The organism is Algoriphagus pacificus (assembly GCF_017254845.1).
GTDB lineage: Bacteria > Bacteroidota > Bacteroidia > Cytophagales > Cyclobacteriaceae > Algoriphagus > Algoriphagus pacificus.
On sequence record NZ_JAFKCU010000003.1, the window covers coordinates 276221 to 298926 of the forward strand.

Annotated in this window: 21 protein-coding genes; 9 read left to right on the forward strand and 12 right to left on the reverse strand. The window is 37.5% G+C overall.

Annotated features, from left to right (window positions below):
• Positions 1–27: 27 nt before the first annotated feature.
• The 4 genes from J0A69_RS13680 to J0A69_RS13695 form a co-directional block, all read right to left on the reverse strand.
• A complete protein-coding gene (locus J0A69_RS13680; RefSeq protein WP_206587169.1) occupies positions 28–768 on the reverse strand; it encodes a glycoside hydrolase family 25 protein in 741 nt (246 codons plus the stop codon).
• A complete protein-coding gene (locus J0A69_RS13685) occupies positions 765–1664 on the reverse strand; it encodes a hypothetical protein (RefSeq protein ID WP_206587170.1) in 900 nt (299 codons plus the stop codon). Before J0A69_RS13685 ends, J0A69_RS13680 begins: the two co-directional genes overlap by 4 nt.
• A 128-nt stretch (positions 1665–1792) precedes the next feature.
• Positions 1793–2410 (reverse strand): NADPH-dependent F420 reductase, encoded by a 618-nt coding sequence (locus J0A69_RS13690; RefSeq protein WP_206587171.1) that lies wholly within the window; start codon positions 2408–2410, stop codon positions 1793–1795.
• A gap of 354 nt (positions 2411–2764) precedes the next feature.
• The gene (locus J0A69_RS13695) at positions 2765–3424 is read right to left on the reverse strand and encodes an ROK family protein (RefSeq protein ID WP_206587172.1); all 660 of its coding nucleotides are present in this window, start codon (positions 3422–3424) and stop codon (positions 2765–2767) included.
• 229 nt (positions 3425–3653) lie between these two features.
• Between J0A69_RS13695 and J0A69_RS13700 the strand changes: the two genes are divergently transcribed.
• A complete protein-coding gene (locus J0A69_RS13700) occupies positions 3654–4121 on the forward strand; it encodes a DinB family protein (RefSeq protein WP_206587173.1) in 468 nt (155 codons plus the stop codon).
• A gap of 206 nt (positions 4122–4327) precedes the next feature.
• Positions 4328–4519, forward strand: a complete 192-nt coding sequence (locus J0A69_RS13705) for a CsbD family protein (RefSeq protein ID WP_206587174.1) — start codon at positions 4328–4330, stop codon at positions 4517–4519.
• A gap of 64 nt (positions 4520–4583) precedes the next feature.
• Here J0A69_RS13705 and J0A69_RS13710 read toward each other — a convergent pair whose 3' ends face one another.
• From J0A69_RS13710 to J0A69_RS13730, 5 genes are all read right to left on the reverse strand, one after another.
• Complete coding sequence (locus J0A69_RS13710) at positions 4584–4763, reverse strand: histone H1 (protein WP_206587175.1); 180 nt, start codon at positions 4761–4763, stop codon at positions 4584–4586.
• A gap of 322 nt (positions 4764–5085) precedes the next feature.
• Positions 5086–6534, reverse strand: a complete 1449-nt coding sequence (locus tag J0A69_RS13715; protein ID WP_206587176.1) for a SusD/RagB family nutrient-binding outer membrane lipoprotein — start codon at positions 6532–6534, stop codon at positions 5086–5088.
• Between the two features lie 2 nt (positions 6535–6536).
• Positions 6537–9758, reverse strand: a complete 3222-nt coding sequence (locus J0A69_RS13720; RefSeq protein WP_206587177.1) for a SusC/RagA family TonB-linked outer membrane protein — start codon at positions 9756–9758, stop codon at positions 6537–6539.
• A 198-nt stretch (positions 9759–9956) separates the two neighbouring features.
• Complete coding sequence (locus J0A69_RS13725; RefSeq protein ID WP_206587178.1) at positions 9957–10661, reverse strand: TIGR04282 family arsenosugar biosynthesis glycosyltransferase; 705 nt, start codon at positions 10659–10661, stop codon at positions 9957–9959.
• 91 nt (positions 10662–10752) lie between these two features.
• The gene (locus J0A69_RS13730) at positions 10753–11787 is read right to left on the reverse strand and encodes a nucleoside hydrolase (RefSeq protein WP_206587179.1); all 1035 of its coding nucleotides are present in this window, start codon (positions 11785–11787) and stop codon (positions 10753–10755) included.
• Positions 11788–12068: 281 nt separating this feature from the next.
• Here J0A69_RS13730 and J0A69_RS13735 point away from each other — a divergent pair, with 281 nt between their 5' ends.
• The 4 genes from J0A69_RS13735 (at position 12069) to J0A69_RS13750 (ending at position 17464) form a co-directional block, all read left to right on the forward strand.
• Entirely contained in the window at positions 12069–13451 is a 1383-nt protein-coding gene (locus J0A69_RS13735) for an MATE family efflux transporter (protein WP_206587180.1), read from the forward strand.
• Positions 13452–13971: 520 nt separating this feature from the next.
• Entirely contained in the window at positions 13972–15390 is a 1419-nt protein-coding gene (locus tag J0A69_RS13740; protein WP_206587181.1) for a sugar porter family MFS transporter, read from the forward strand.
• A 164-nt stretch (positions 15391–15554) separates the two neighbouring features.
• A complete protein-coding gene (locus J0A69_RS13745) occupies positions 15555–16886 on the forward strand; it encodes a vanadium-dependent haloperoxidase (RefSeq protein WP_206587182.1) in 1332 nt (443 codons plus the stop codon).
• A gap of 116 nt (positions 16887–17002) precedes the next feature.
• Positions 17003–17464: a YehS family protein gene (locus tag J0A69_RS13750; RefSeq protein ID WP_206587183.1), complete on the forward strand. Its 462-nt coding sequence runs from the start codon at positions 17003–17005 to the stop codon at positions 17462–17464.
• On the opposite strand, the gene J0A69_RS13755 is transcribed toward J0A69_RS13750, so the two are convergent.
• Complete coding sequence (locus J0A69_RS13755; RefSeq protein ID WP_206587184.1) at positions 17461–17679, reverse strand: YwbE family protein; 219 nt, start codon at positions 17677–17679, stop codon at positions 17461–17463. The genes J0A69_RS13750 and J0A69_RS13755 overlap by 4 nt on opposite strands.
• A gap of 141 nt (positions 17680–17820) precedes the next feature.
• On the opposite strand from J0A69_RS13755, the gene J0A69_RS13760 reads away from it, so the two are divergent.
• The 3 genes from J0A69_RS13760 to J0A69_RS13770 all read left to right on the forward strand — a co-directional run bounded on the left by J0A69_RS13760 (position 17821) and on the right by J0A69_RS13770 (position 19351).
• Positions 17821–18291: a hypothetical protein gene (locus J0A69_RS13760; protein ID WP_206587185.1), complete on the forward strand. Its 471-nt coding sequence runs from the start codon at positions 17821–17823 to the stop codon at positions 18289–18291.
• Between the two features lie 8 nt (positions 18292–18299).
• The gene (locus tag J0A69_RS13765) at positions 18300–18773 is read left to right on the forward strand and encodes a hypothetical protein (RefSeq protein WP_206587186.1); all 474 of its coding nucleotides are present in this window, start codon (positions 18300–18302) and stop codon (positions 18771–18773) included.
• Between the two features lie 113 nt (positions 18774–18886).
• The gene (locus J0A69_RS13770; protein WP_206587187.1) at positions 18887–19351 is read left to right on the forward strand and encodes a hypothetical protein; all 465 of its coding nucleotides are present in this window, start codon (positions 18887–18889) and stop codon (positions 19349–19351) included.
• Positions 19352–19418: 67 nt separating this feature from the next.
• Here J0A69_RS13770 and J0A69_RS13775 read toward each other — a convergent pair whose 3' ends face one another.
• Positions 19419–19667 carry an acyl carrier protein gene (locus J0A69_RS13775; RefSeq protein WP_206587188.1) on the reverse strand — a complete coding sequence of 83 codons (249 nt, stop codon included), beginning with the start codon at positions 19665–19667 and terminating at the stop codon, positions 19419–19421.
• Positions 19664–22705: an efflux RND transporter permease subunit gene (locus J0A69_RS13780; protein WP_206587189.1), complete on the reverse strand. Its 3042-nt coding sequence runs from the start codon at positions 22703–22705 to the stop codon at positions 19664–19666. Before J0A69_RS13780 ends, J0A69_RS13775 begins: the two co-directional genes overlap by 4 nt.
• Between the last annotated feature and the right edge of the window lies 1 nt (position 22706).

Consider the following 22706-nt stretch of genomic DNA (forward strand, 5'->3'; position numbering starts at 1 on the left):
ATTTATAAGCCCAAAGAGATTTGGGCTTTATTTTTTTATTACCTCAAATGGCTTTTGAGGATTATATAAATCATGGTCTACCTGACCAATTGCGCCTTCAATTGCACCTCTCTCAGATCTTTGCCAAATAAGCCAGCCACTTTGCTCCCAAATTTTTGGTGGAGTTGGTGAGTCCACTCCATATTCCGCAATCCAAAGTTGATAATCAGCAAATACAGAATCAGTCAAGTAAGCATCTCCAAAAGTAGGGTTAGTGTAAATAATTGGCTTGACTTCCAAATTGGATTCTACATGTTTTAGCCATTGTAAGACATCTTCTTGAAAGGTTCCCTGATCAACGCTTCCTTTGATTCCTCCTGATTCTAAATCCAAAACCGGAGGCATGTCGCCTGGGCCATAATCAATGGATTTTAAGAAAAATTCAGCTTGAGTGATGGGATCATCATCCGATATATAAAAGTGATAGGAACCATGGGCAAGATTATTTTGATGTGCTCCGGCTTTGTTTGCCAAATACTCAGGATCTAAATAGGTTTCCCCTTCTGTAGCTTTATCATAAACAAATGTGATTTGAGCATCTTTTATTTCCTGCCAATTTATTTCTCCCTGAAAATGGGAAACATCTATTCCTAAGATTTGGGACGGTGGCTTTATAGGTTGTGTTGTGGGTTCAGATTCTTCATTTTGATTTAAATCACTTTTATTTTCTTGTTTACAGGAACTTAGTAGTAAAAAAGCCAAAAGGAAAAAGGATATAGGTTTACTCATGGTGATGTATCAGATTTTATGTTACTGATTGATTCAAGGTTTTTCAGCTTTTCATCAATTTCTTCAAGTGGTTTAGAGTTGTTAAACAATTGCTTTATTGCCAAGGAAACCAAGTACCAAAAGAGGACAGGAAAGAGTACAAAAACGATAATGATATTACTTATTAAGGATACAACGAGTTCTAAACCGTGATTTCCAGCAAACCGCAAAATATCCAAAAGGTCTTTTCCTAATTTATTGATCTCTTCAGAAACTTTGTCGGAGAGACTAATTACATCATCCTCAACCTTATTGAATAGAGATAATTTTCCTTTATGCTTCTCTTTTTGAATGCTTTCCAAAGAGTCTAAAGCTTCCTTATTGACTGATTTCTGGGAATTGATTGAGTCTTTTGTTGCTTGTAGATGATTTTTCAAATCAGTTCCCAAATCCATTTCCATTTGATGTGAAATACCTGACATAAGTTGAGTGTAAATGCCTAAACCAGGTGTAATCAGGAGACCGATGAATAAAAGCTTGAGTGAAATACCTTTAATTTTTGGGACAAATAGCCCGACAAATGATGCAATCAATAGGATTTTAAAAAACCACCATTCACTTATTTTAAGTAATCCCAATTGAAGCAGCAATAACAAATCTGCAAAATTGAGGTAGGAGAGAAGCTTGTCAAAATCATTCTCATAAACATGAGCCCAAGATTTTAAAAAAGGGATGTTTTCAGCAAGAGGAATTGTGACGGTCTCTATTTCTTCTAAAATTAAAATGCTTTCAGAAATTTCTTTTGCGGCATTGTCTTCAAAGGCAAGTGAAGAAGAATAAAAGGGGTTAAAAAAAGATATGATTATAAAAACTGCCAATACAATTTTTATAATGATATCCTTGGATGGGATTTTCATGACAAAACAATTAAATAAAAAAACTAACCTAAATAAGATGAAACAGAAATATTGAAATACTATTTCAAAAAAAAGCATTGTAGCTACAAAGCTATTGCTACATGTACAATATAATCAATTTGGATTTGTTATACAGAAATCAATTTAAAATGATAATTGGATTGTTCTTTTTTCTGCCAAGTTATCTCTTTACTTAAATGATAAAATGCTTCCAATAGAATGGCATTTTCCATTTGCCCAGCATCAATTGCTTTAAAACCAATTAACTCTATCAATCTTTTAATTCTAATTTTTTCAACATTTCCATCTCCACAGAAATAGGTTTCTTTTACTATTCCTAGGATATCAGAATTAGGGTAATCCAAACCAAGATTATTGAATGCTTTGAATACCAAATTATTAGGGGCGGATTTTTTGATTTTTAAAGTATTGATATTTACCAAATCATTGGTGAAACAACTGTTGGTGCAATCAATGATTAATTTTTCTTCAAGGTCCACTGACTTCAAAGCATTACAGATGTTTTCCAGGTGCTCATTTTCACAGCAAATCAATATAATATCTGCCTGTATAATTGCTGATTCATAAGGACAGATACGATCAAAAAATCTATTTAAGACTTTCCATTCTGTAGCTTCTGTATCAAAATCATTTCTTACTCCAAATACCACACTAAGACCAGCATCTATATATTTTTTGCCTAGTGTTTTTGATAAATTTGTACCACCTAATATTCCAAGTTTCATAGCTATATTTTTAAATGGGTGAAATGAATAGCTTTAATTATGATGATTTTTTTTTAGAAATAAATTCCATATTAAATAATATAAAATCAATAGGAACGTTGGAAATCTACCTTATATATTAATAATATCAAAATAATATTTCGATAATTATATAGGTATATGATGTAAGCCAAAAGTGTGTTTATAAAAGTCAAAAATTGTAATTTGAAATGATTGATATAAAAATTCTTAGTTGAAGATTTTTTAAAATCAGAATAAAATTTTACTTACTACTTAATATTTCTTAGCCGAAAAGCAACAAAAAACCCACTGTAAAATCAGTGGGTTTTTCGATAAAGTCTTGATTTTCAAAGCTTACAAATTGAAGTCCTCTTCCCAAAGTCTAAAGCCTCCTTTGAAGGCATTTTGATTGGTGCCTAGTCGGCAACCTTCTGGTACATTGGTAATGAGTTTGGAATTTCCTCCACCTAATAATATGTCGTCAGGCTGAAATACATGAGCAAATTTTTCAATACAATTCCCTACATGCTTTTCCCATCTTTTTGATCCGCTCTTTTGTAAATACTCTTTTCCTACGTAGGATTCAAAAGTACTTTTCTTGTAAGGTAAATGACCACCTTCAAGTGGGATAATAGTTCTGTTCACAATCATTGCTGTACCAAGGCCAGTCCCAAAGCCAAGAAATAATAGCTTCTTGTTTTCGTAGCCACCCAAAGCCTGCATAGCAGCATCATTGATGATTTTCACCGGGCAATTAAATGCTCCGTCAAAATCAAATGTTTCCCAACCTGAACCAAGGTTTACAGGTTCGCTTAGAATTTTATTGTTTTTTACAACTCCAGGAAAACCGATGGATACTCGGTCATATTTCCAATCTGCAGCATGTTCTTTAATCAATGGCAGCATTTCTTCCGGTGAAAAAGTACTTCCCGAAGGGATTTTTATCCGTTCTGGCTGACCAGTTGCTAAAATTTTAATATTTGACCCTCCGATGTCGATTACTAATATTTTCATGCTTTAAATGTGAATTTCTCAGAAGCGAAATTGCGTTTTACTTTTGGTGACTGTTTTATTTAAATACTTTATAACCAATGGAATCCGGGTGAAAAAAGTTTGCTTGCAGTGAATAAGCAGTTAATTTCATAATTAAAGATAATCAATATTATTTTTTAGAAGGTTGAGAATTCTTAAAAGAATAAGCAATTTTATTTTGCCAATCAGATCTTTTCAAAACTCCTCAGTCATGTTACCAAGCCATCTCTTATCATTCTATCAGGACTTTTTTCATTACAACCATCAAATCAATTTTAAGCTTTCAAATTCTTTCAATTCGAAATTGGATCTTTTAAGTCCCAAGATCATTAGGTTGGCTTGTCATATTATAAATGCCCACAATATATGGAATGCTAGATTGGAAGGGATTTCTGATTCATGTAAACCTTGGGATCTTTTTCCTTTGGAGTCGTTTGCTGAAAAAGATGAACAAAATTACCTGACGACACTTAAGATTCTTGAGAAAATAGATTTTGACGAAAGGATCGTCTACACAAACTCTATGGGAATCAAATATGAAAGTATTAATAAGGATATTCTCACTCATATGGTTAATCATTCCACTTATCATCGTGGACAAATTGCGATGCTGATGCGAGAGTCAGGATTAGAGCCGGTTCCTTCTGATTTTATTCATTTTAAAAGTAAAGTCTTGTAATAAGAAGTACTCGTCCGAAAAATTTTCCCCAATCTGTTACTTTATTTCTTAGGTGAATTTCTGGTTCGTGGTTTTTAAGAATCAATTCCTAGTTTTAAGTGTCTGAAAATCAATTAGATGAATGATATAAAAGGATATTTTGCTTCTTAGGCATGACTTATGGTTTATATAGAGTGAAATAAATTAATTCACTAAAAATAGATATCATGAGTGCATTTGAAGATAAATTAAAAGGAAACTGGAACGAAATTAAAGGAAAAGTAAAGCAAGAGTATGCTGAGCTAACCGAAGATGATTTGACGTACCAAGAAGGTCAGGAAGATGAGCTATTGGGAAGAATCCAGAAAAAAACAGGAAAAGGTAAAGAAGAGGTTAAAAGCTTTATCGACAGCCTATAATCCTAAAAAATAATTAAAATTAAAAAGCCCTGTATTTGTAAAAATACAGGGCTTTTTATTGGGTTTACTTTGCAGCGTTTTTCTTTGCAGTTACTTCTGCTCTGATTTCTTGTGCCAGATTCTTGATGGCTTGCATACCATTTCTTACTCTTGTTCCAGCAGCTTTGTTGCCTGCTTCGTAGAACTTAGTGAAATCTGCTTCCAAAGAATCAACTAATTCTTGTACTTCTTTAAATCTGCTCATAATAGCTTTTTGTTTAAAATTAAATTTAGGTTGACGGGCACTTTGCTGCCATTTAGTAATAATAGCAACTTTAATACCCTTTGAAAAGCCTTTTGAGTTTGATTTTTATCTTTTTTCGCTATTTATCATGATTTCAGGCAAATAAATATGAAATCCTTAGTGAATTCCTCTGTTTCTGTCTCGAAGTTTCCTTTTTACTGACGAGTTTTTTACAGTTTAATCCATCCCTTTTTCATCTAGATCTCCCTCTGATCATTCAAAAATTGCCAACATTTTCATCAAATCGGGCAAGAATGCCACTGATTTTAAGTTCTGAGGAGCTTTATTTTTCCCACCAAACTTTGCTATTGATATTATCTCCACCCATTCTACTGGCTGCCGCCTGATAATTTACATTATTGACTGCCTGTTCTGATTCTGGATAAAGGTATCTGACTGGATATTTATGGTCATTTAAATTATCAGGACCTGGAGTCAAAGCCGGAATGCCTGTTCTTCTAATATTGAACCAGGCTTCATGTCCATTATTGATAAGTGCTAGCCACTTCTGAGTTAAAATCTTGGTCAGATCATTTGTTCCATCCAATGCGACATTAGGTCTACTGAAATAATCTGCTGGGACAGGTGTTTCATAATATTTGAAACTCGCCGCAACTCCATTTTCATAATATGCTTTTGCATCTCCGGTGATATATCCTCGAGCAACAGCTTCGGCCAAAGCAAATTGCAATTCGGCATATTGCATAAACTGTCCATCAACTCCATCTGGAACATCTCGGAAAATTGGGCCGAATAAAGAAACATCATTTAGATTGATTCCTCGGTCGTTTATCGTTTCTCTATTAAGTCCATTTTGAAGTCCTTTGAATGTAGGTGTACCATCTGTCACACTTTTTTGTGTGGGTTTATAAAGAACCTGTTGTCTTGGATCATTCCAAGCTTTCAAAACTGAGTCTACCGTCAAAGTCATTCGATGCTCTTGGTACAATCCCAAAGCTGCTTGTGACATGGGCCATTGATTTGGAGCAGAAGCCAAATAGGGAACTACAGCATTATCGGAATTTGAAAGCATCAAATCATTTTCATCAGCCAAAGCCTGTAACTCAGAGAAATCAGTCAAACGCTTCGAAATTCTAAGGATGTAACGTACTCTCAATGAATTGGCAAATCGTCTCCATTTATCCAGGTTGTTATTGAACATCATATCACCTTGGATGCTTGTACTCGTATTTTTGAGAGTAGCAGCAGATTTCTTCAACAAAGCCAAAATGCCAATTTCTGGATCCGTATAAATCTTTTCCTGGCTGTCATAAGCAGGGTTGTAGACTCCAGCTTTTGCTCCCAAAGCTTCAGAATAAGGCACATCTCCCCACATATCAGTCAATTGGGAAAAGAAATAGGCTTTCATGATATCCGACACAGCATTGTAGGCCTCATTAGTTGCTGGGTTGGTTTGAATGGATTCAATATCATTCAAAAGCCTGTAAATGCCATTCCAATATTGAGCATTACTCCCCATTTCATAGCGATCGATTCTTTCAAATTCAACACTTGCCGCAAACTGAGCTAAGTAATTTGCCAAACGGAATCCCTGAGTATAGGTATTTTCATTTGCAGCCACAGAGATCACATTGGAAAGCAGGAATTGTGGTCCTATTGCTTCCGGTGAATTTGGATTGGTATTGATTTCCTCAAAACCTTCTGTGCAGGAGAAAGTGAAAAATAGCGTAAAGAGGATCGCTGCAGTATTTAATTTATATAGCTTTTTCATGATTAAAATTCTGTTTTGATGCTGAAACCAAAGCTTCTGGTGGAAGGGTAGGACATGTCCTCGACACCGTAGGTAATGTTTCTTCCTTGCAAGGCGTTTAATTCTGGATCAAAGTGAGGGTTTTCTGTGAAGAGCAATAAGTTGCTTCCGATAAAGCCCACTCTAACTTTTTGAAAGCCGATCTGGCTAACCCAATTCATTGGCAAATCATAATAAATGCTCAATTGTCTCAACTTCACATAAGATGCATCATAAAGTGCACTTGCCTCATTTCCTCGATCGTAGAAATTATTGTAAAAGGTACTTGCAGGGACTGATGTTGTATTGGTTACATATTGTGGATTTTCAGCTGTTCCCACATTCATAACTCCCTCGCCGATTACTCCTGTTTCCCTTCCTTCCAAAGTTTCTTTCAATACTCCAGAAGTGCTTCCCAAAGCTTTGGTCCTTGATACGACTGTTCCACCTTGTCTCCAGTCAAATACAAATCCCAACTCAACTCCTTTGAATCGGAATTGATTGATCAGACCCATAAAGAAGTCAGGATTGTAATTGCCTAACAAACGCAATTTTCCATCTTGAATCGGTAATCCATTTGATCCATAGATAATCTGACCTTCAAATTCCTGAAATCCTGAACCGTACATATCACCGATTCTTCCTCCTTTTCTGGCGATGTAAAAAACAGAATTCGAACCTCCAGAACCTGCAAAAACACTTGCTTCACCGGTTACATATTGATCAACCCCTTCTGGGAGTTCTGTAACCTCTGAAATATATTTTGTGAAATTCACACCTAGGTTCCAGCTGAAATTACCTTTCTTAATCATCAAAGATTTCAAGCTCGCTTCCAAGCCTCTGGTTCGCACTTCTCCACCATTTTCAATGATGTTGCTAAAGCCAGAGGAAGTAGAAATCGGTCTTCCGATGATTTGGTTGATACTTGTGTTTTGATAAACAGATAAATCGGCAAGTACTCGATCTTTAAAGAAGCCAAGTTCTAATCCCGCTTCTAGGGAATTCAATCTTTCTGGTCTTAGATCAGGATTGTTTAAAACTGTCCCATTGGTCACCCGAGTGAAGGATCCATAATTTTGATTAAACTGGAATGTGTTGTTTAACTGATATGGGTCTGTGTCATTTCCAACACTTGCTACATTGAAACGAATCAAAGAACTTGAAATTGGTTTTGGGAGTTTGATGTCATCTGAAAAAGCATAACTCAATCCTCCAGAATAATAAGCAAAGGAATTGTTTCCTGCAGGCAATGTACTGCTCCAGTCATTTCTCAGTGTCAAATCCAAGAATAGGGAAGAGTTCAGACTAATATTCCCAAATGCATAAACAGAATTGATACGCTTTTCAAAAATCTGGCTGCTACCTCTTAAGGGTACTCGAGAGTTTTCCAAGGTGTAAATCCCTGGAAGAGCAAGTTGGTAAGCTTCAGTGTAGGAATAATTTATTTTTTGATCCAATCTATTTGCTCCAGCGGAAACTGAATAAGTCAACTTTGAATTCAGGGCGTCTGCATAAGTCACTAATACATCTGAGTTTCTCTCAGAAAATTTGACTTGATCTTCACGATACCCACCATAAATCCTTCTATTAGTACTAAATGCCCTTTTGAATTTTCTTAGGTCGCTGTAATTATCCAAGCCAGATCTTATTCTCAGACTCAATTTATCAGTAATGTCATAGGTCAAAGCAAGATTTCCTAAAATCCTGTTTTTATTGAAGCTGTTTGTGTTTTCAAATAGTGTCAAATAAGGATTGGTCAACCAGAGATAATTGAAATCATAATGCTGAAGACCTTCCTGACCTGCCTGCCAATAGTCCCGCAAAGAAGCGATATTGGTTTGTCTACCGGTCCAGTTGAATCCATATTGGACGTTTTCGTAGCCATAGCCTAGGTTCGGTCGGTTCCCGCTTCTGGAATTAACATAATTGGTGAAAAGATCAACTCGGAGCTTATCTACTAATTGTTGATTAAGACTAAGGGCAATTCCGTCACGTTTTAAGTCGGTATTTGGAAGAATACCTTCATTTCTCAGGTTGCTGTAGGAAAGTCGTGCACCGCCATTTTCATTTCCTGAATTGATAGCGATGTTGTTCTGAGAAGTGACTCCAGTTCTATAGAAGTCGCGAACATTGTCTGGATTGGAAACCCAAGGAGTAGGAGTAATGGGAGTATAGGATCCATCAGGATTTGTTCTGGAAATGACATCTCCAGCTCTGACCGGATTTCCATTGATATCGACAGAAGGAGAGTCAAACTGCGCAATCAAAAGTCCTTGATCAAGTTTGGGGCCATAACTGGAAATGCCTCCGTCATTGACGCCTGCACCGATTCCATTTTGAAATGAGTACTGACCATTGGAACCGCCACCATAAACATTTTGATAATCCGGTAGCGTTAGCAAGCCATCAAAAGTCAAAAGGCTACTGGTAGTTACTCCGATTCCTGGCTTTTTCTTTCCCTTTTTTGTGGTGATCAAAACAACTCCATTTGCTGCTCTTGCTCCGTAAAGTGCCGCCGAACCAGGTCCTTTTAGAATAGTCAGGGATTCAATGTCATCAGGATTGATGTCAGCTGCTCCATTTCCAAAGTCAACCTCTTGGATATTTGCTCCATTATTGAAAAGATCAGAAGTTATTTGTTCGTTGCTGATCGGAACTCCGTCAACTACTACCAAAGCCTGATTATTTCCAGAAATGGAATTCTCACCTCGGATAATAATTCGAGAGGAAGATCCTACACCTGATGAACCATTCGTGATTTGCACACCTGCAACTTGGCCTGAAAGTGCATTGATTAAATTGGTTTGTGGGACATCACTGAGTTCTCGTGTACCGATACTTGTTACAGCGGAGGAAAGCGATTGTTTTTCACGGGTAATACCCAAAGCAGTCACTACAAATTCATCCAGGTTTTCAGTGGACTCAAGTAATGTGATTTCACTTTCAAACTGACCATTTTGAATAGCTATCGATTTTGTTTCATAGCCGATAAAGCTAATTTTTAGAGTAAGGTCTCTTGCAGGGGAGCTGATCCTGAACTTGCCATCAGCATCTGATATCGCAACATTTTTGGTGCCGGATTCAGCGATGGTGGCTCCTGGAATAGGCAAGCCATTTTTGTCTTTGATGCTTCCTTCGTACACATTGCCTTGTGAAAAAGCTGCAAATGCTACAATTAGAAACAATGCTGTAAAGATGTATTTCATATGTTTATTATTTTTCTAAAAAAGGTAACATGGAATCTGGCAGGTTGGATTGTTATCCGTTTTGTGTCGTATGCGTCCTTTTTTATTTCATAAAATGGTGGTCAAAATAATGCCTGTTGACTAGCTAGAATCCAATAGAATTCCATCCAAAGCCGTCAAAAAGGAGTTTTGGTTTAGCAGAAATTAATGCTTGATATGCTAGAAATTAAGGGCTGGGGGAGCCCTAAGGGGATTGTCTTTTGAGGTGATTCTATCATTGAAAAAATATTCTCCTTTTTCGAAGAAGGTTAAAATCGAACGTAGGAGTTGAATAATGAATCGGTAAAATTCTCCGGATTTTAACTCTGCTTTGAATCGAGTCAAAGAGTTGAAATCATCAATATCAATCAGGTATTCTAATTGGAAAACAGACCCGTTTTGATTTTGGAATAAGCCTTTGATTGCGGAATGAAGTTTATTGCTGTTCCAAGGCAATTGGCTAAAGCTTTTCTCTTCAAAGTGAGATCTGGATAGCGCAATTAAATAATTACCTCCATCTTCAGCCGGTCCCAAGATTGTTTGTGAGTTTTGAAGCTGAGATTTTGCATCCAGAATATGAGCAACTTCCAAACCGGGAATATCATTTCCAACTGAAATGACCTGTTCAAAACCCTGCTGAAAAAGATCAGCAAAAGCTTTTGAATATCGTTCCCCAAAACTCTTTCCTACCTGAGTGTCATCAAATACCCAGAAAGTTTCCAACCCTGATTCTTGGGCAATTCTTTGAGTTCTATCTTGGAGTTTTTCAAAAAGAGCAAGTGATTGCTGAAAATGAATGCTTCCAAAAACAGCCTTTTTCTCTGCCTGAATTCTCGGACAGATGGCATAAACCAAGAGCGCTATTTTGGAATTGGAATGCTTCATTTGAGAAGAGATTGCTTTCTTAACTTTCCTGCTATTCAAAGGTTCAATCAAATACGAAAGGAATCTTGTTTTGGCTTTTGCTACTTCGAAATTATTTAATAAAACTGTTGATCAGTTTCTCATGGTAGTCCGGTACGACATTGTAGCAATACTTCACTGGATACCCTTCGCCTTTATCACATATAAGATACTGCTTGAAAGTTTCCTTGTTATTCTCTTTTATCGTGTCGTCTATGTGAATTTCTAATCGGGCATTCAAAGGCTCAGAAATGATGTCTTCTGGGCTGATCATGTAATGACTTGCCAGCACATCAAATGGATTAAATCCGTCTGCACCTTGACTGATCCATTGGGCGAGCCAAGGTCTGGAATTTTCCGCAAGCCATTGTGAACCTTTATCTGCCTTCGCCAATGCATCTAAATCTTCTCCTTTTACCCAGACTTTATTTGAAATCTCAAACGGACATAAAGTAACTGGAACTTTATTCTCAAACATCAGTCGAAAAGCATCATTATCAAGGTCAAAATTCAAGTCCTTTGCGCGGTTTCCTTGGGTACCGATGGCGAAGTAATCAGTATGTTTTCTTCTACCAGCTACTAACACAACTTCCTCGATCTGGCTGCTTAATTCTGGATAAAGCAATAGCAAAAGCCCAACATTTGTCGCTGGACCTACAGCCATGATGCGCATTTTTTGCTTTCTAAGTGCCGCTGCCAAAGCTTCTACAGCTTCATTGGTTTGTACAGATTGAAGGTTGATCGCTTCGCCAGCACCTTTATAGACTGGGATTTTGCCTCCAGCAAATTCATCAATCATATACTTCCCGATTCGAAAAGCATCATCAATTCGAGTGTTTCCAAAAACAGTACTGATTCCAATGATTTCCACTTTATCAGATTTCATCAGCTGCAAAACCGCATACCCATCATCTACATCAGAATATCCTGGCCTAGTATATCTTTTCATGCCTACTGCAATATCCGCATCGATCCAGATAGGTCTTTTTACTAGATCTTGATTTGTATCTATCGGAGTTTTTTCATTTGGATTCAAAGAATTTGATCCTGAAAAAGAAACCAAAACCAAGCAGATTAAGAACAAGGAAAAACTAAAGAAATAACGCATGATTAAATAATTTGATGGGATGAATGCTTAAGCTGTTTCAAAGATGCAAGAAAATATCCTGAACCCTCGGGGAGGAATTACGAATCTGAATTAAAAACGGATTGATGGTAGATTGGAAAATTGTATTTTGTCAGGAAACCGACATTTTTTACTAAACAACTAACAAATCCAATTTCCGACAAAATCTGTCCTATTTACGTCTGTTGTTTGTTTATTCATCTTTCTAGTTTTTTCATTTTTAGAAATTTACCGTTCTTGCGCCTTCGAATTTTTGAGACCGCATGACTACCTGGCAATTAATTAAAGACGCAATCCAAGGGAAGGAACAGGATTATACCAGCCTTTCCTTGAAGACTGCTATTTTTGTACTAGCCATCCCCATGATTTTGGAGATGATGATGGAGTCTTTGTTTGCCATCGTTGACATCTTTTTTGTGGCAAAGCTAGGAGAGCATGCCATTGCTACGGTTGGATTAACAGAATCAGTCATTGTGATTGTTTATGCCATGGGTTTTGGAATCAGTATGGCAGCAACAGCTTTGGTGGCTAGGAGGTTTGGGGAAAAAGAATACAAAGAAGCAGGAGCGGCCGCCTTTCAACTGCTGGTTGTAGGTGGGACTTTGGCCATTATCCTAGGAACATTGGGAGTTATTTTTGCGCCCCATGTGCTTGGATTAATGGGAGCGGAGCAGGCAGTAATTGATTCTGGCTCAACCTTTACAAGGATTGTACTTGGTGGAAATATCGCTGTTTTGCTGCTTTTTATGCTCAATGGTGCCTTTCGAGGAGCCGGTCAAGCGCATCATGCCATGCGTTCCCTTTGGATTTCCAATGGACTCAATATCATTTTGGATCCACTTTTCATCTTTGGTTTTGGTTCTTGGGGAGGATGGGGTCTTGAAGGAGCTGCTATTGCTACAACTCTTGGCAGATCGCTTGGTGTTGTTTATCAGCTATATCATCTGTTTAATGGAAAGCATAAGCTGACCATAATCAAAGAAAACATGCACATTTCATGGGAGCTGGTGAAGAAGATAGTAGATATTGCCATGGGAGGAATGGGACAATTCTTGATCGATTCGGTGTCTTGGATTGCTTTAACTCGAATGAATGCAGAATTTGGATCGGCTTCTTTGGCGGGATATACTATAGCTTTTAGAGTGTTGATTTTCACTTTGTTACCTGCATGGGGATTATCCGGAGCTGCAGCTACTTTGGTTGGACAAAATCTGGGTGCTAAACAAGTGGATAGAGCAGAAAAAGCTGTTTGGCTTACCACGAAATACACAGTGATTTTTATGGCATCTGTGACAGGGATTTATCTTCTTTTCCACCAAGAACTAGCAGGGTTTTTCACAGATATTCCAGAAGTTCAGGCCATTGCTGCACAAGGACTTTGGGTGATTGTTTTGGGCTATGTGTTTTTCGCCGTAGGGATGGTTTTGACTCAGGCGTTTAATGGGGCCGGGGATACCAAAACTCCAGCTTATATTAATATTGGAGTCCTTTGGTTTTTGGAAGTCCCATTGGCTTATGTTCTTGCTTTTCCATTTGAATTGGGCTACTTAGGCATATTTATCGCTATTTCTTTTGCCCATTCATTTCATGCTTTGGTAGCACTTTATTTCTTCAGAAAAGGGAAATGGAAGACAATTGAGGTTTAATTTCAAATAGACTTTTTCTCAAAAAAAAACCGGACCTAATAGATCCGACCTTTCCTAGCGTATTAATGCAATTGACTTAAAGGGTTATTCCTTTTTTGATTCTATAGTTGATTTTGGTTTTTCAGGCTTACTTGAAAGCTTCAAAAACTTCTTGAATATGAGAGGGAAGTGATTTTGAAATCCATCGATTTTGATTTCTTGGTTTACTTTATTTGAAGGAGTTGAATTAGCCATCTTTCTAAAAACTTAAAAGCATGAATAAAAATTAATTAGTTGAAAATATGCTTTTTAGTTTCCGAAACCAAAATATTTAGTTTTAATAAACTGAGTTTTAAGTTTTTTAACAAGTTTATTTAGTTTTTATGAGAAATAGCCCAGATTCCAAACTTTTGGGTCAATGCAAAAGTGTTTTAAATCTCAATTGGCAAAAAATCCACCAGATAGTTCAGGATAGTCAAAAGGATATTTCACTGAATTTTTAAAGCTATTCCTTATCTTTTTATGATAAACCAATCAACCTATGAAGAATCCTGCCCCAGAGTACCCGCTTTTTGAATACAATCAGCGATACATATGGCTCATCAGTCTCACAGCTGCATTGGGAGGATTTCTATTTGGATATGATTGGGTAGTTATTGGTGGCGCTAAACCATTCTATGAACCCTATTTCAACATCACTTCTGCAACTGATCAGGGATGGGGTACCAGTTCGGCATTAGTAGGTTGCATGGTTGGGGCAATTCTCTGCATTATTCTGAGTGATAAATTGGGTAGGAAGCGGTTACTTATCTTTTCGGGTTTTTTGTTTTCTCTTTCTGCCTTGGGCACGGCTCTTTCTGAGACTTTTTGGTGGTTTAACACCTACAGAATCATTGGTGGGATAGCAATGGGTATAGCCCTTAATCTTTCCCCACTTTACATTGCGGAGGTAGCTCCTCCAGAAAAACGGGGAATGTTTGTGACTATCAATCAACTGTTGGTTATGATAGGAGTGCTCTTGGCTCAACTTTGCAATTGGCAGATATCTTTAGTAGACAATAGCTTACCCGATAACGCAAGCTTTGATGTGATAGCTGCTAGTTGGAGTGGCCAAATGGGTTGGAGATGGATGTTTGGAGCAGAAATGATTCCAGCGCTCTTGTTTTTTCTCCTAATGTTTCTGGTTCCTGAAAGTGCTCGTTGGCTAGTCAAAAACAACCAAGAGCAAAAAGCTCGAAAAGTTTTGGAGAAAATAGGAGGTAAGCTATATGGTGAAGTAGCTATTGCAGAAATCAAAACCACATTAGCGGACGGGGATTTGGGCAAGGTTCATTTCCAAGATCTCCTGCGAAAGCCATTGCCGAAATTGATTGGGATTGGGATTTTTCTGGCTTTTCTTCAGCAATGGTCAGGATTGAATGTGGTGATCTATTATGCAGCTGATATATTTCAGGCGGCAGGGTATAATCTGAAACAGATGATGCTCAATATTGTGGTGATCGGTGGAGTCATGGTTTTGTCAGTTTTTATTACCCTGTTCACGGTAGATAGATTTGGAAGAAAGAAACTCTTGCTGATTGGTACTGGGGCTATGGCTATTCTTTATGGAATGATTGGTTACTCATTTTATGCAGAGCAAGGTGGTTGGGTGATTGTTGTCTTGGTATTGACCAACGTGATGTTTTATTCCTTTACTTTAGCCCCTTTATTATGGGTTGTTCTGTCTGAGATTTTTCCTACAAGAATACGTGGGGCAGCTATTTCAATCGGTGCTTTGGCACATTGGGTGGGGAATTTCACCTTGACTTACTTTTTTCCTGTGATCAAAGAAAACCTTGGATGGGCAAACAATTTCTGGCTTTATGGGCTGATTTGTGCTTTTGGATTTGTGGTAGTTTACTTGGTCTTGCCAGAAACCAAAGGAAAATCATTGGAACAGTTGGAAAAGGATTTTTTGTAGATTTTTGAAACTTGTGTTGGATTTTGTCTAGTTATTTCATCTCTTTATATCCTTAAGATACAATTTTTGATTTTTTATCCTTACTAAAGTTTTTGGGATACCTAATTGCTCAAATTGTTATGTTTTTTTAACCAACCACCAAATTTCAACACATGTTAAAACCAATGAAAAGCCTGCTGGCAGTGATAACTGTAGCAGTACTGGCGTTTGCCTGTAATCCGGATCATGGCTCGGACAAAGTAATTGTCCCAACAGCATCCACTTATTCCTCCGAAGTTGTCAACGATTGGGGAGAATTGATTTTAGTATTATCCAGAGATTGTCCTGGTTTTTCTCCTCCAGTAGTCGCCAGAGCAATGGGCTACATTGGGATCGGATTGTATGAAAGTGTTCATTATGGAATGCCTGGATACAAAACCTTGCAAGGTCAATTGAATCAGTTTTCAGTTGGCACACTTCCTAAAGTGCATTTAGGAGAGAAATATAATTGGGCTTTAGTAGCAAATTCAGCCATGGCTAGAATTGTGACGAATGTTTTTCCCAACGCAAGCCCGGAGAATAAAGCCGCTATTTCTCAACTTGAGGCTGATTGGATTGCGAAGTATGAAACTGAAGACATTGTGATTAAGGATAAATCCATTTCTTATGGGAATGCAGTAGGAACTGCTATGGCAAATTTTGCAGATACGGATTCTTACAAGGATGCATATGCAAATAATTTCCCATCAGATTATGTACTTCCTGAGGGCCCTGGTTTATGGGTGCCTACATTTCCAAAATTCCAACCAGCATTACAACCTTATTGGAAAGATGCCAGAGTTTGGTTGGTGGAAAATGTCGATGGTACACTTCCACCACCTCCTCCGCCATATTCTATAGAAGAGAATTCTGCCTTTTATAAAGAAGCAATAGAGGTATATGAAGTTGTTAATATTTTGACTGAAGAACAGCGGACAATTGCTGACTTCTGGGCAGATGATCCACAGCGGACTGCAACCCCAGGCGGACATTCATTTTCAATTGCTTTGGAGGTTTTAAGAAATGAAAATGCAGATTTGGCACTAGCAGCAATAACTTTTGCAAAGTTGGGAATGGCTGTGAATGATGCTTTTATTTCTTGCTGGAATGCAAAGTATATTTATAATCTTCTACGTCCAATTACATATGTTCATGAACATATTGATGGAAATTGGACCATTCCACTAGATACACCTCCATTTCCAGAATATACTTCTGGACATTCTGTACAATCTGGGGCTGCAGCACAAGTTTTGACTGATATTTTTGGAGAGAATTATGCATTTACTGATAATATGCATTTGTCCAGAGGTGATATTGATGGTAGCCCAAGAAGCTTCAATTCATTCTTTGATTTTGCAGATGAAGCCGCTATTTCAAGACTTTATGGAGGAATTCACTTTAGATCAGCCATTATAGTTGGTGTGGACCAAGGTAAGGCTGTGGGTAAAAATATTGCTAAAATTAAATTCAAGTAAGATTTGCCAACTCAGTGTTAAAAGGTGTGGAGCAATCCACACCTTTTTTGTTTGTAGTCAACAAAACCAAAGGCATTCATTTAAAAACCTTTAATTTTGGCCATTAATAAAATCCTATGAGCAACAACGATATTTTAAGAAGCCTTCGCTATACCTTTGACCTGAACGATTTTTTGATGATAGAAATTTTTGGAATGGCTGGTGTAGAAGTGGATAGACTGACTGTATCCAACTGGCTCAAGAAAGATGATGATGAGGAATTTAAACCTATTTATGATAAAGAATTGGCGGCCTTTCTAAATGGTTTTATTGTGTTGAAACGAGGAAAGAAAGAAGGGCAGAAGATTGTTAATGAAAAGAGTCTTAGCAATAATCAGGTATTGAGAAAACTCAAAATCGCCTTGAGTATGATTGATGAGGATATGTTGAATGTTCTGAAAACCGCAGAGTTTAGGCTTTCAAAGCATGAATTGAGTGCCTTTTTTAGGAACCCAAGCCAAAGCCAATACAGAGATTGCAAAGATCAGGTTTTGCGCAACTTTTTACGCGGATTACAATTGACCTATAGACCAAACTAATCCTCCTCAGGAAAGACTTCTTTCACTCTACCAACTTCTCCTGTTTCCAGCATGACTTTAATCCCATGAGGATGGGTTGGAGAACTGGTCAAAATCCGCTTCACAAATCCTTCAGTCAGTTCTCCAGATCTTTGATGGTGTTTTTGGACAATAGTTACTTCATCTCCAATCTGGATATTTTTCCGGATGTTACCAGGCAAGGTTTTTCTTTCCATCCGTCAAAGTTACTGATCCAGATTTGCTCAAATTAAATTTTAAAGAATTTTTGACTTATCTGTAGCATTTTTCTACTGGATCGCGTAATGAGTATATCAAGTTAAGTTTTAGTTCAATCATTTTTAACCAATCAAAATTTTATGAAACCACAATTACTTTTACTTTCTATTTTACTCCTTACAGTTTTCAGTTGCAAAAGCGAAGATGACATCAATCCAGAAAATAAAATCCTTGGATTGTATGAGTTTAAGCTGGAAAAGGTTGGGAATAATTACGAGTTGGACTTTGTGAATACCCTTGATTTTAAATCAGATGGGACTGTTTATGGAGAAGCTTTCACCACAAAAGCTGGAACTAATGAGGTGCTGGGGTATAGGTACTATTTCAATGGGATTTATGAAATTAAAAATGATAAAGTTTCTATTTCTGACATAGAGTCTTTTCATAGTATTTTCATGGATACCTTTTATTCTCCAAAAAGTGATTTGGTAAATTTAGATGAGGGCATGGCTCCAGAAGAATATTTGATCAAAGATGAATTTCAAACGCTTCAGATTGTTTGTCCAGCCAATGCAAATTGCTTTAATATGGAATTCAAAAAAATTAATTAGAAGGGTATATGAAAAGGATTTTAGTATTAGCGACTGTTTTTATGGCCGTTTTGGTCTCATGTAAAAACGAGGATGATGAATTGAGCCCGGGACAAGCTGTTTTAGGTAAATATCAATTGACTGAAAAGGATTTTAGTGAAGAACTGGATTTTGTAAGAATAATAGAATTAAAACCAGGTCAAAAAGTAGTCTACCAAACAACGGTGAGGGAAAAGGGCGGATCGGAGGATTTGGGTTTTGTGAATTATTTTGAGGGGGATTTTACATTGGAAAATGATGTATTGAACTTGAATTTTACAAAAACTTTTAGCTTAACCGACCCGGATATTTCTTATGTTCCTAAAAATGAACTTCCCGAAATAGAAAGAGACTATGAGTTTGCAGACAGATATGCTGTTTCTGATGACTATGAGGAGTTGTTTTATGTTTGTCCACCAAATGCTTTTTGTGCTCCACCAAAACCTTTTGAAAAAATAAATTAGGGCTTTGAATTGCTATTAAAAGGCTGTTTTCATCTGAAAAGCAGCCTTTTATTTTTTAGATCATTTCTGATTTTCAGGAATTTAACGTAGCTTTTAATCAAAGTATTTTTATCATGAAATTTCGATTCCTAGGTTTTCTCTTAATTGCTGCAGTTTTTCTTGCTTGCAATGAGCAAAAAGAACAAATGCTTCCAACTCAGCCTGAGTTAGGAAAATACCAATTGGAATTGAAAGGGAATTCATTTGATATAATCAATACCATTGAATTTAAGCCCGGTGGTAATGTTTTGGGATGGGGGATTATTAGAAACACCGGGGCAAAAGAAGATTTGGGTTATAACTATTATTATTCCGGTACCTATGTGATGGACGAAAATGAAGTGTCTATTTTTCAAGAGTCTTATTTTCAGGTAGGTGAAGCCGGAAAGCTCTTTGATACCAAAGAAATGCTGGTTTTGGTACAGACTAGATCTGCTAGCTCAGATTACAGTTTCCAAGCAAATTTTAAAGAACTTCATTTCATTTGTCCGCCAAATTCCATTTGCCTGGATGAAAGTATTTATAAGCGAGTTGATTAAATAAGAAAAAGGCTGCCTTCATTGAGAAGCACAGCCTTTTCTGTTGGTTTGTTTTCAGTTATATTTTTTAATTGTCCTGAGGGATATTCAAAAGCAAGGCAATCAAATCCTTCGGAGTATTTACTTCACCCAACAATTCATCCTGTAGTATGACATGAAGCTGGTATTCCAGTTCGAAAATCAACCCATTCAAGAAAATTGGATCCATATGCAATTGCTGGATGAAATGTGCATTTTTTTGTTGACCGATGAGGTTGATTCCATAGGAATGAAATACTTCCACCGCTTTTTTTAAGAGAGTAAACTGTTGGTTCATAGTGTTTCAAATTTTGGTGGTAGTAGTTTATACATCACCGGTGTAACAATTCTTGATAATAATGTGCTACTGATCAGGCCTCCAATCAAAACAATCGCTAAAGGAGAGATCAATGGATTGGTCGACAATGCGATCGGAATCAATCCCCCAATGGCTGTTACAGTAGTCAAAACAATCGGTAAAAACCTGATTTCGCCAGCTTCCCGAATCGCTATGTCCAGAGATTTTCCTTCCTTTCTAAGCTGATTTGTAAAGTCCACGAGTAAGATTGATGTTTTGACTTCTATACCTGCTAACGCAATTAATCCCACAACTGCTACAAATGAAAGTGAATTTCCTGTTAGCCAAAGTGCTATTAAAGCGCCGACCATTCCCAAGGGAATGACAGATAATACGATAATTGTGCTTTTAAAGGTTTTGAAAAGCAAAATTAATACGGCAATAAATAAGAAAACGGTAACAATTATCACGGACTGAAATCCACCAAAAGACTCTTCGCGTGTTTCAAATTCACCACCCATTTTATAGGAATAGCCAATTGGAAAATCAAATTGATCCATTTTTCCGATCACATCAGAGATAACACGATCACTTAGGTAATTTTGATCTACGAAGGCAGTCACCGAAACGGATCTTATTTTATTGTAATGATCAATTTTAAGGGTAGAGCTTTCCAGTTTGAGATTTGCAATCTGGGTCAAAGGTATTCCTTTCCCTTGCTGGTTATTGACATAGAGACCATTGAAGTTTTCTAAGGTTGGTCTTTCATCTTTTGGACTGGTCAAAAGAATTTCTCTGTCATTTCCATCCAAACCTGTAAATGAACCCAAGTTTAAGCCTGCTATTGCCAACCGGATCGTGCGGTCTACATCTGCAATATTCACTCCCAGCTGTCTGGCTTTAACCTTTTCAATGTCCACACGGATATCTGTTTTAAGATTTGCCACTGGGTTAGTCACATAAATCGTCCCCTCAGTAGCCTTTAGCATGGTTTCCACCCTTGCTGCCATTGCTCTTAAACTATCCAAATTTTCTCCACTCAAGCGAACTTCTACAGGAGCCGTAACAGGAGGTCCTTGTTCAAAATTCTTGACTTCGATTTTTGCTCCAGCATAGCTTGCAAACTTGTCTTTCAGACTTTCTATGATTTCCATTTTGCGCGGAGGATCTGTTTCAGGATCCAGTTGTACAAAAATTTGGGCGTAATCCGTTCTTTCGTTTTCTGGGATTTCATTGTAGTAAATCCTTGGATTTCCCTTTCCTACATTACTTGCGAAATTCAGTAATTCCGGGATGGTATTTAATTCCTCTTCCACCGCTCTCGTGACTTCATCCGTAGTACCAATCTTTGTCTGAAGCGGTGTAGTAATGTTGATCAGAAATTGTGGTTTTTCTGATGCTGGAAAAAGGCTAAAACCGATAATTGGGAACAAAGACAAAGACAAACCGAAGATTCCAAAGGCAATCAATAAGGTTTGAACTGGTTTTTTGATCGCTCGCTCTAAGATTGGAGCATAACTTTTATGAATAATGTTTTGCAACCAATCCAAGATTTTATTTCCGTCTTTTTTATGTTCTTTCAAAAGGGCAGAAGACAAAAAAGGAATAATGGTCAAAGAAACCAGCATGGATGCCAATACACTCATGATGACCGCCATAGGAAGACTTCGGATGAAATCACCTGATCCTTCTGGCAGAAAAACCAGAGGCATAAAAGCAATAATCAGCGTAACCGTACATCCAACCACCGATAGGGAAATCTGCTTGGTAGCCTTTAACGCTGCATCTTTCTTGGAATAACCTTCTCTGATCCAACGCTCGATGTTTTCTACCACCACAATCGAATCATCAACCAACAATCCCAAGGCAACCACCAAACCAACAATACTTAATTGATTCAAACCAAAACCAAAAGCATTTAGTAACACCAGACCGATAGCCAAAGACAGCGGAATAGAAATCATCACGATTAAGGAAGCTCTATTTCCAAGCGGTAACAAAGTGACGAAAACCAATGCTATCGCTATCAAAAAATCTACTCCCAGACCGCTCAAACGTCTATTCACATATTCAGCCTGGTCAAAGCTTTTGATCATGGCTACGTTTTCAGGCAAGCCATTTTGGTATTTTTCTAGAACTGGCAAATATTTCTTCTGAACGTCACTGATGTTGGATCCTTCCTTCATCGCGGCTGTGACAAAGATGGATCTATAGCCATTTAACCTCGTGATGTGCTTGTTTTCATCAAAGGTGTCCTGGACATCAGCCACATCTTTGAGAGCAATATTTTTCCCGTTGTAGGAATAAACAATGGTCTCAGCAATCTCTGTTGCAGAGGTATAGTTTCCACTGGATTTAACGTTGAATGATTTTGTTCCTGCTTCGATTGAACCTCCCGGAATATTGGTGATCTCGCTTTGGATACTTCCAATAATCGCATTGATCGGAATATTCATCTCAGCAATCTGATCCAATCTTAAGTCTATTCTTACAATTTGATCGGGTATTCCATGAATCTCAACTTTCTTTAGATCCGTTACTTTCTCCAATTCATCCTGAAGGCGGTCTGCCTCGCTCTTCAAAGTTTCTTTGGATGCATTTTCACTGATCAAAGCAATCTGCAAGATATTTACATCAGAGGGTCTCACTTTTCTGATATCGATGCTGACAATATCCTTTGGCAGGGAAGGGCGCAAGGAATTGACTTCCCTAACGAGTTCTTGATATTTTTCATTAACATCTGATTCATATTTGTATTCGACCAGCATCACGGCAACACCATCTTGTATTTTGGTGACGATTTTTTTGATGTCTTCTAGACCATAGACCACTTTTTCGATCGGATCTACAATTAGCTCCTCCATGTCCTCAGGACTGGCTCCTGGATACACAATCACAACAGGAAACTGTGGAGCTTCCATGGTTGGATCTTCTGACCTAGGCATATTAAAAAATGTGGTCAAGCCCAAAACAACCGTCATGATAAAGATGATCAGGGTAAACTGATAGTTCTTTACCGAGAAATCTGAAATCTTCATC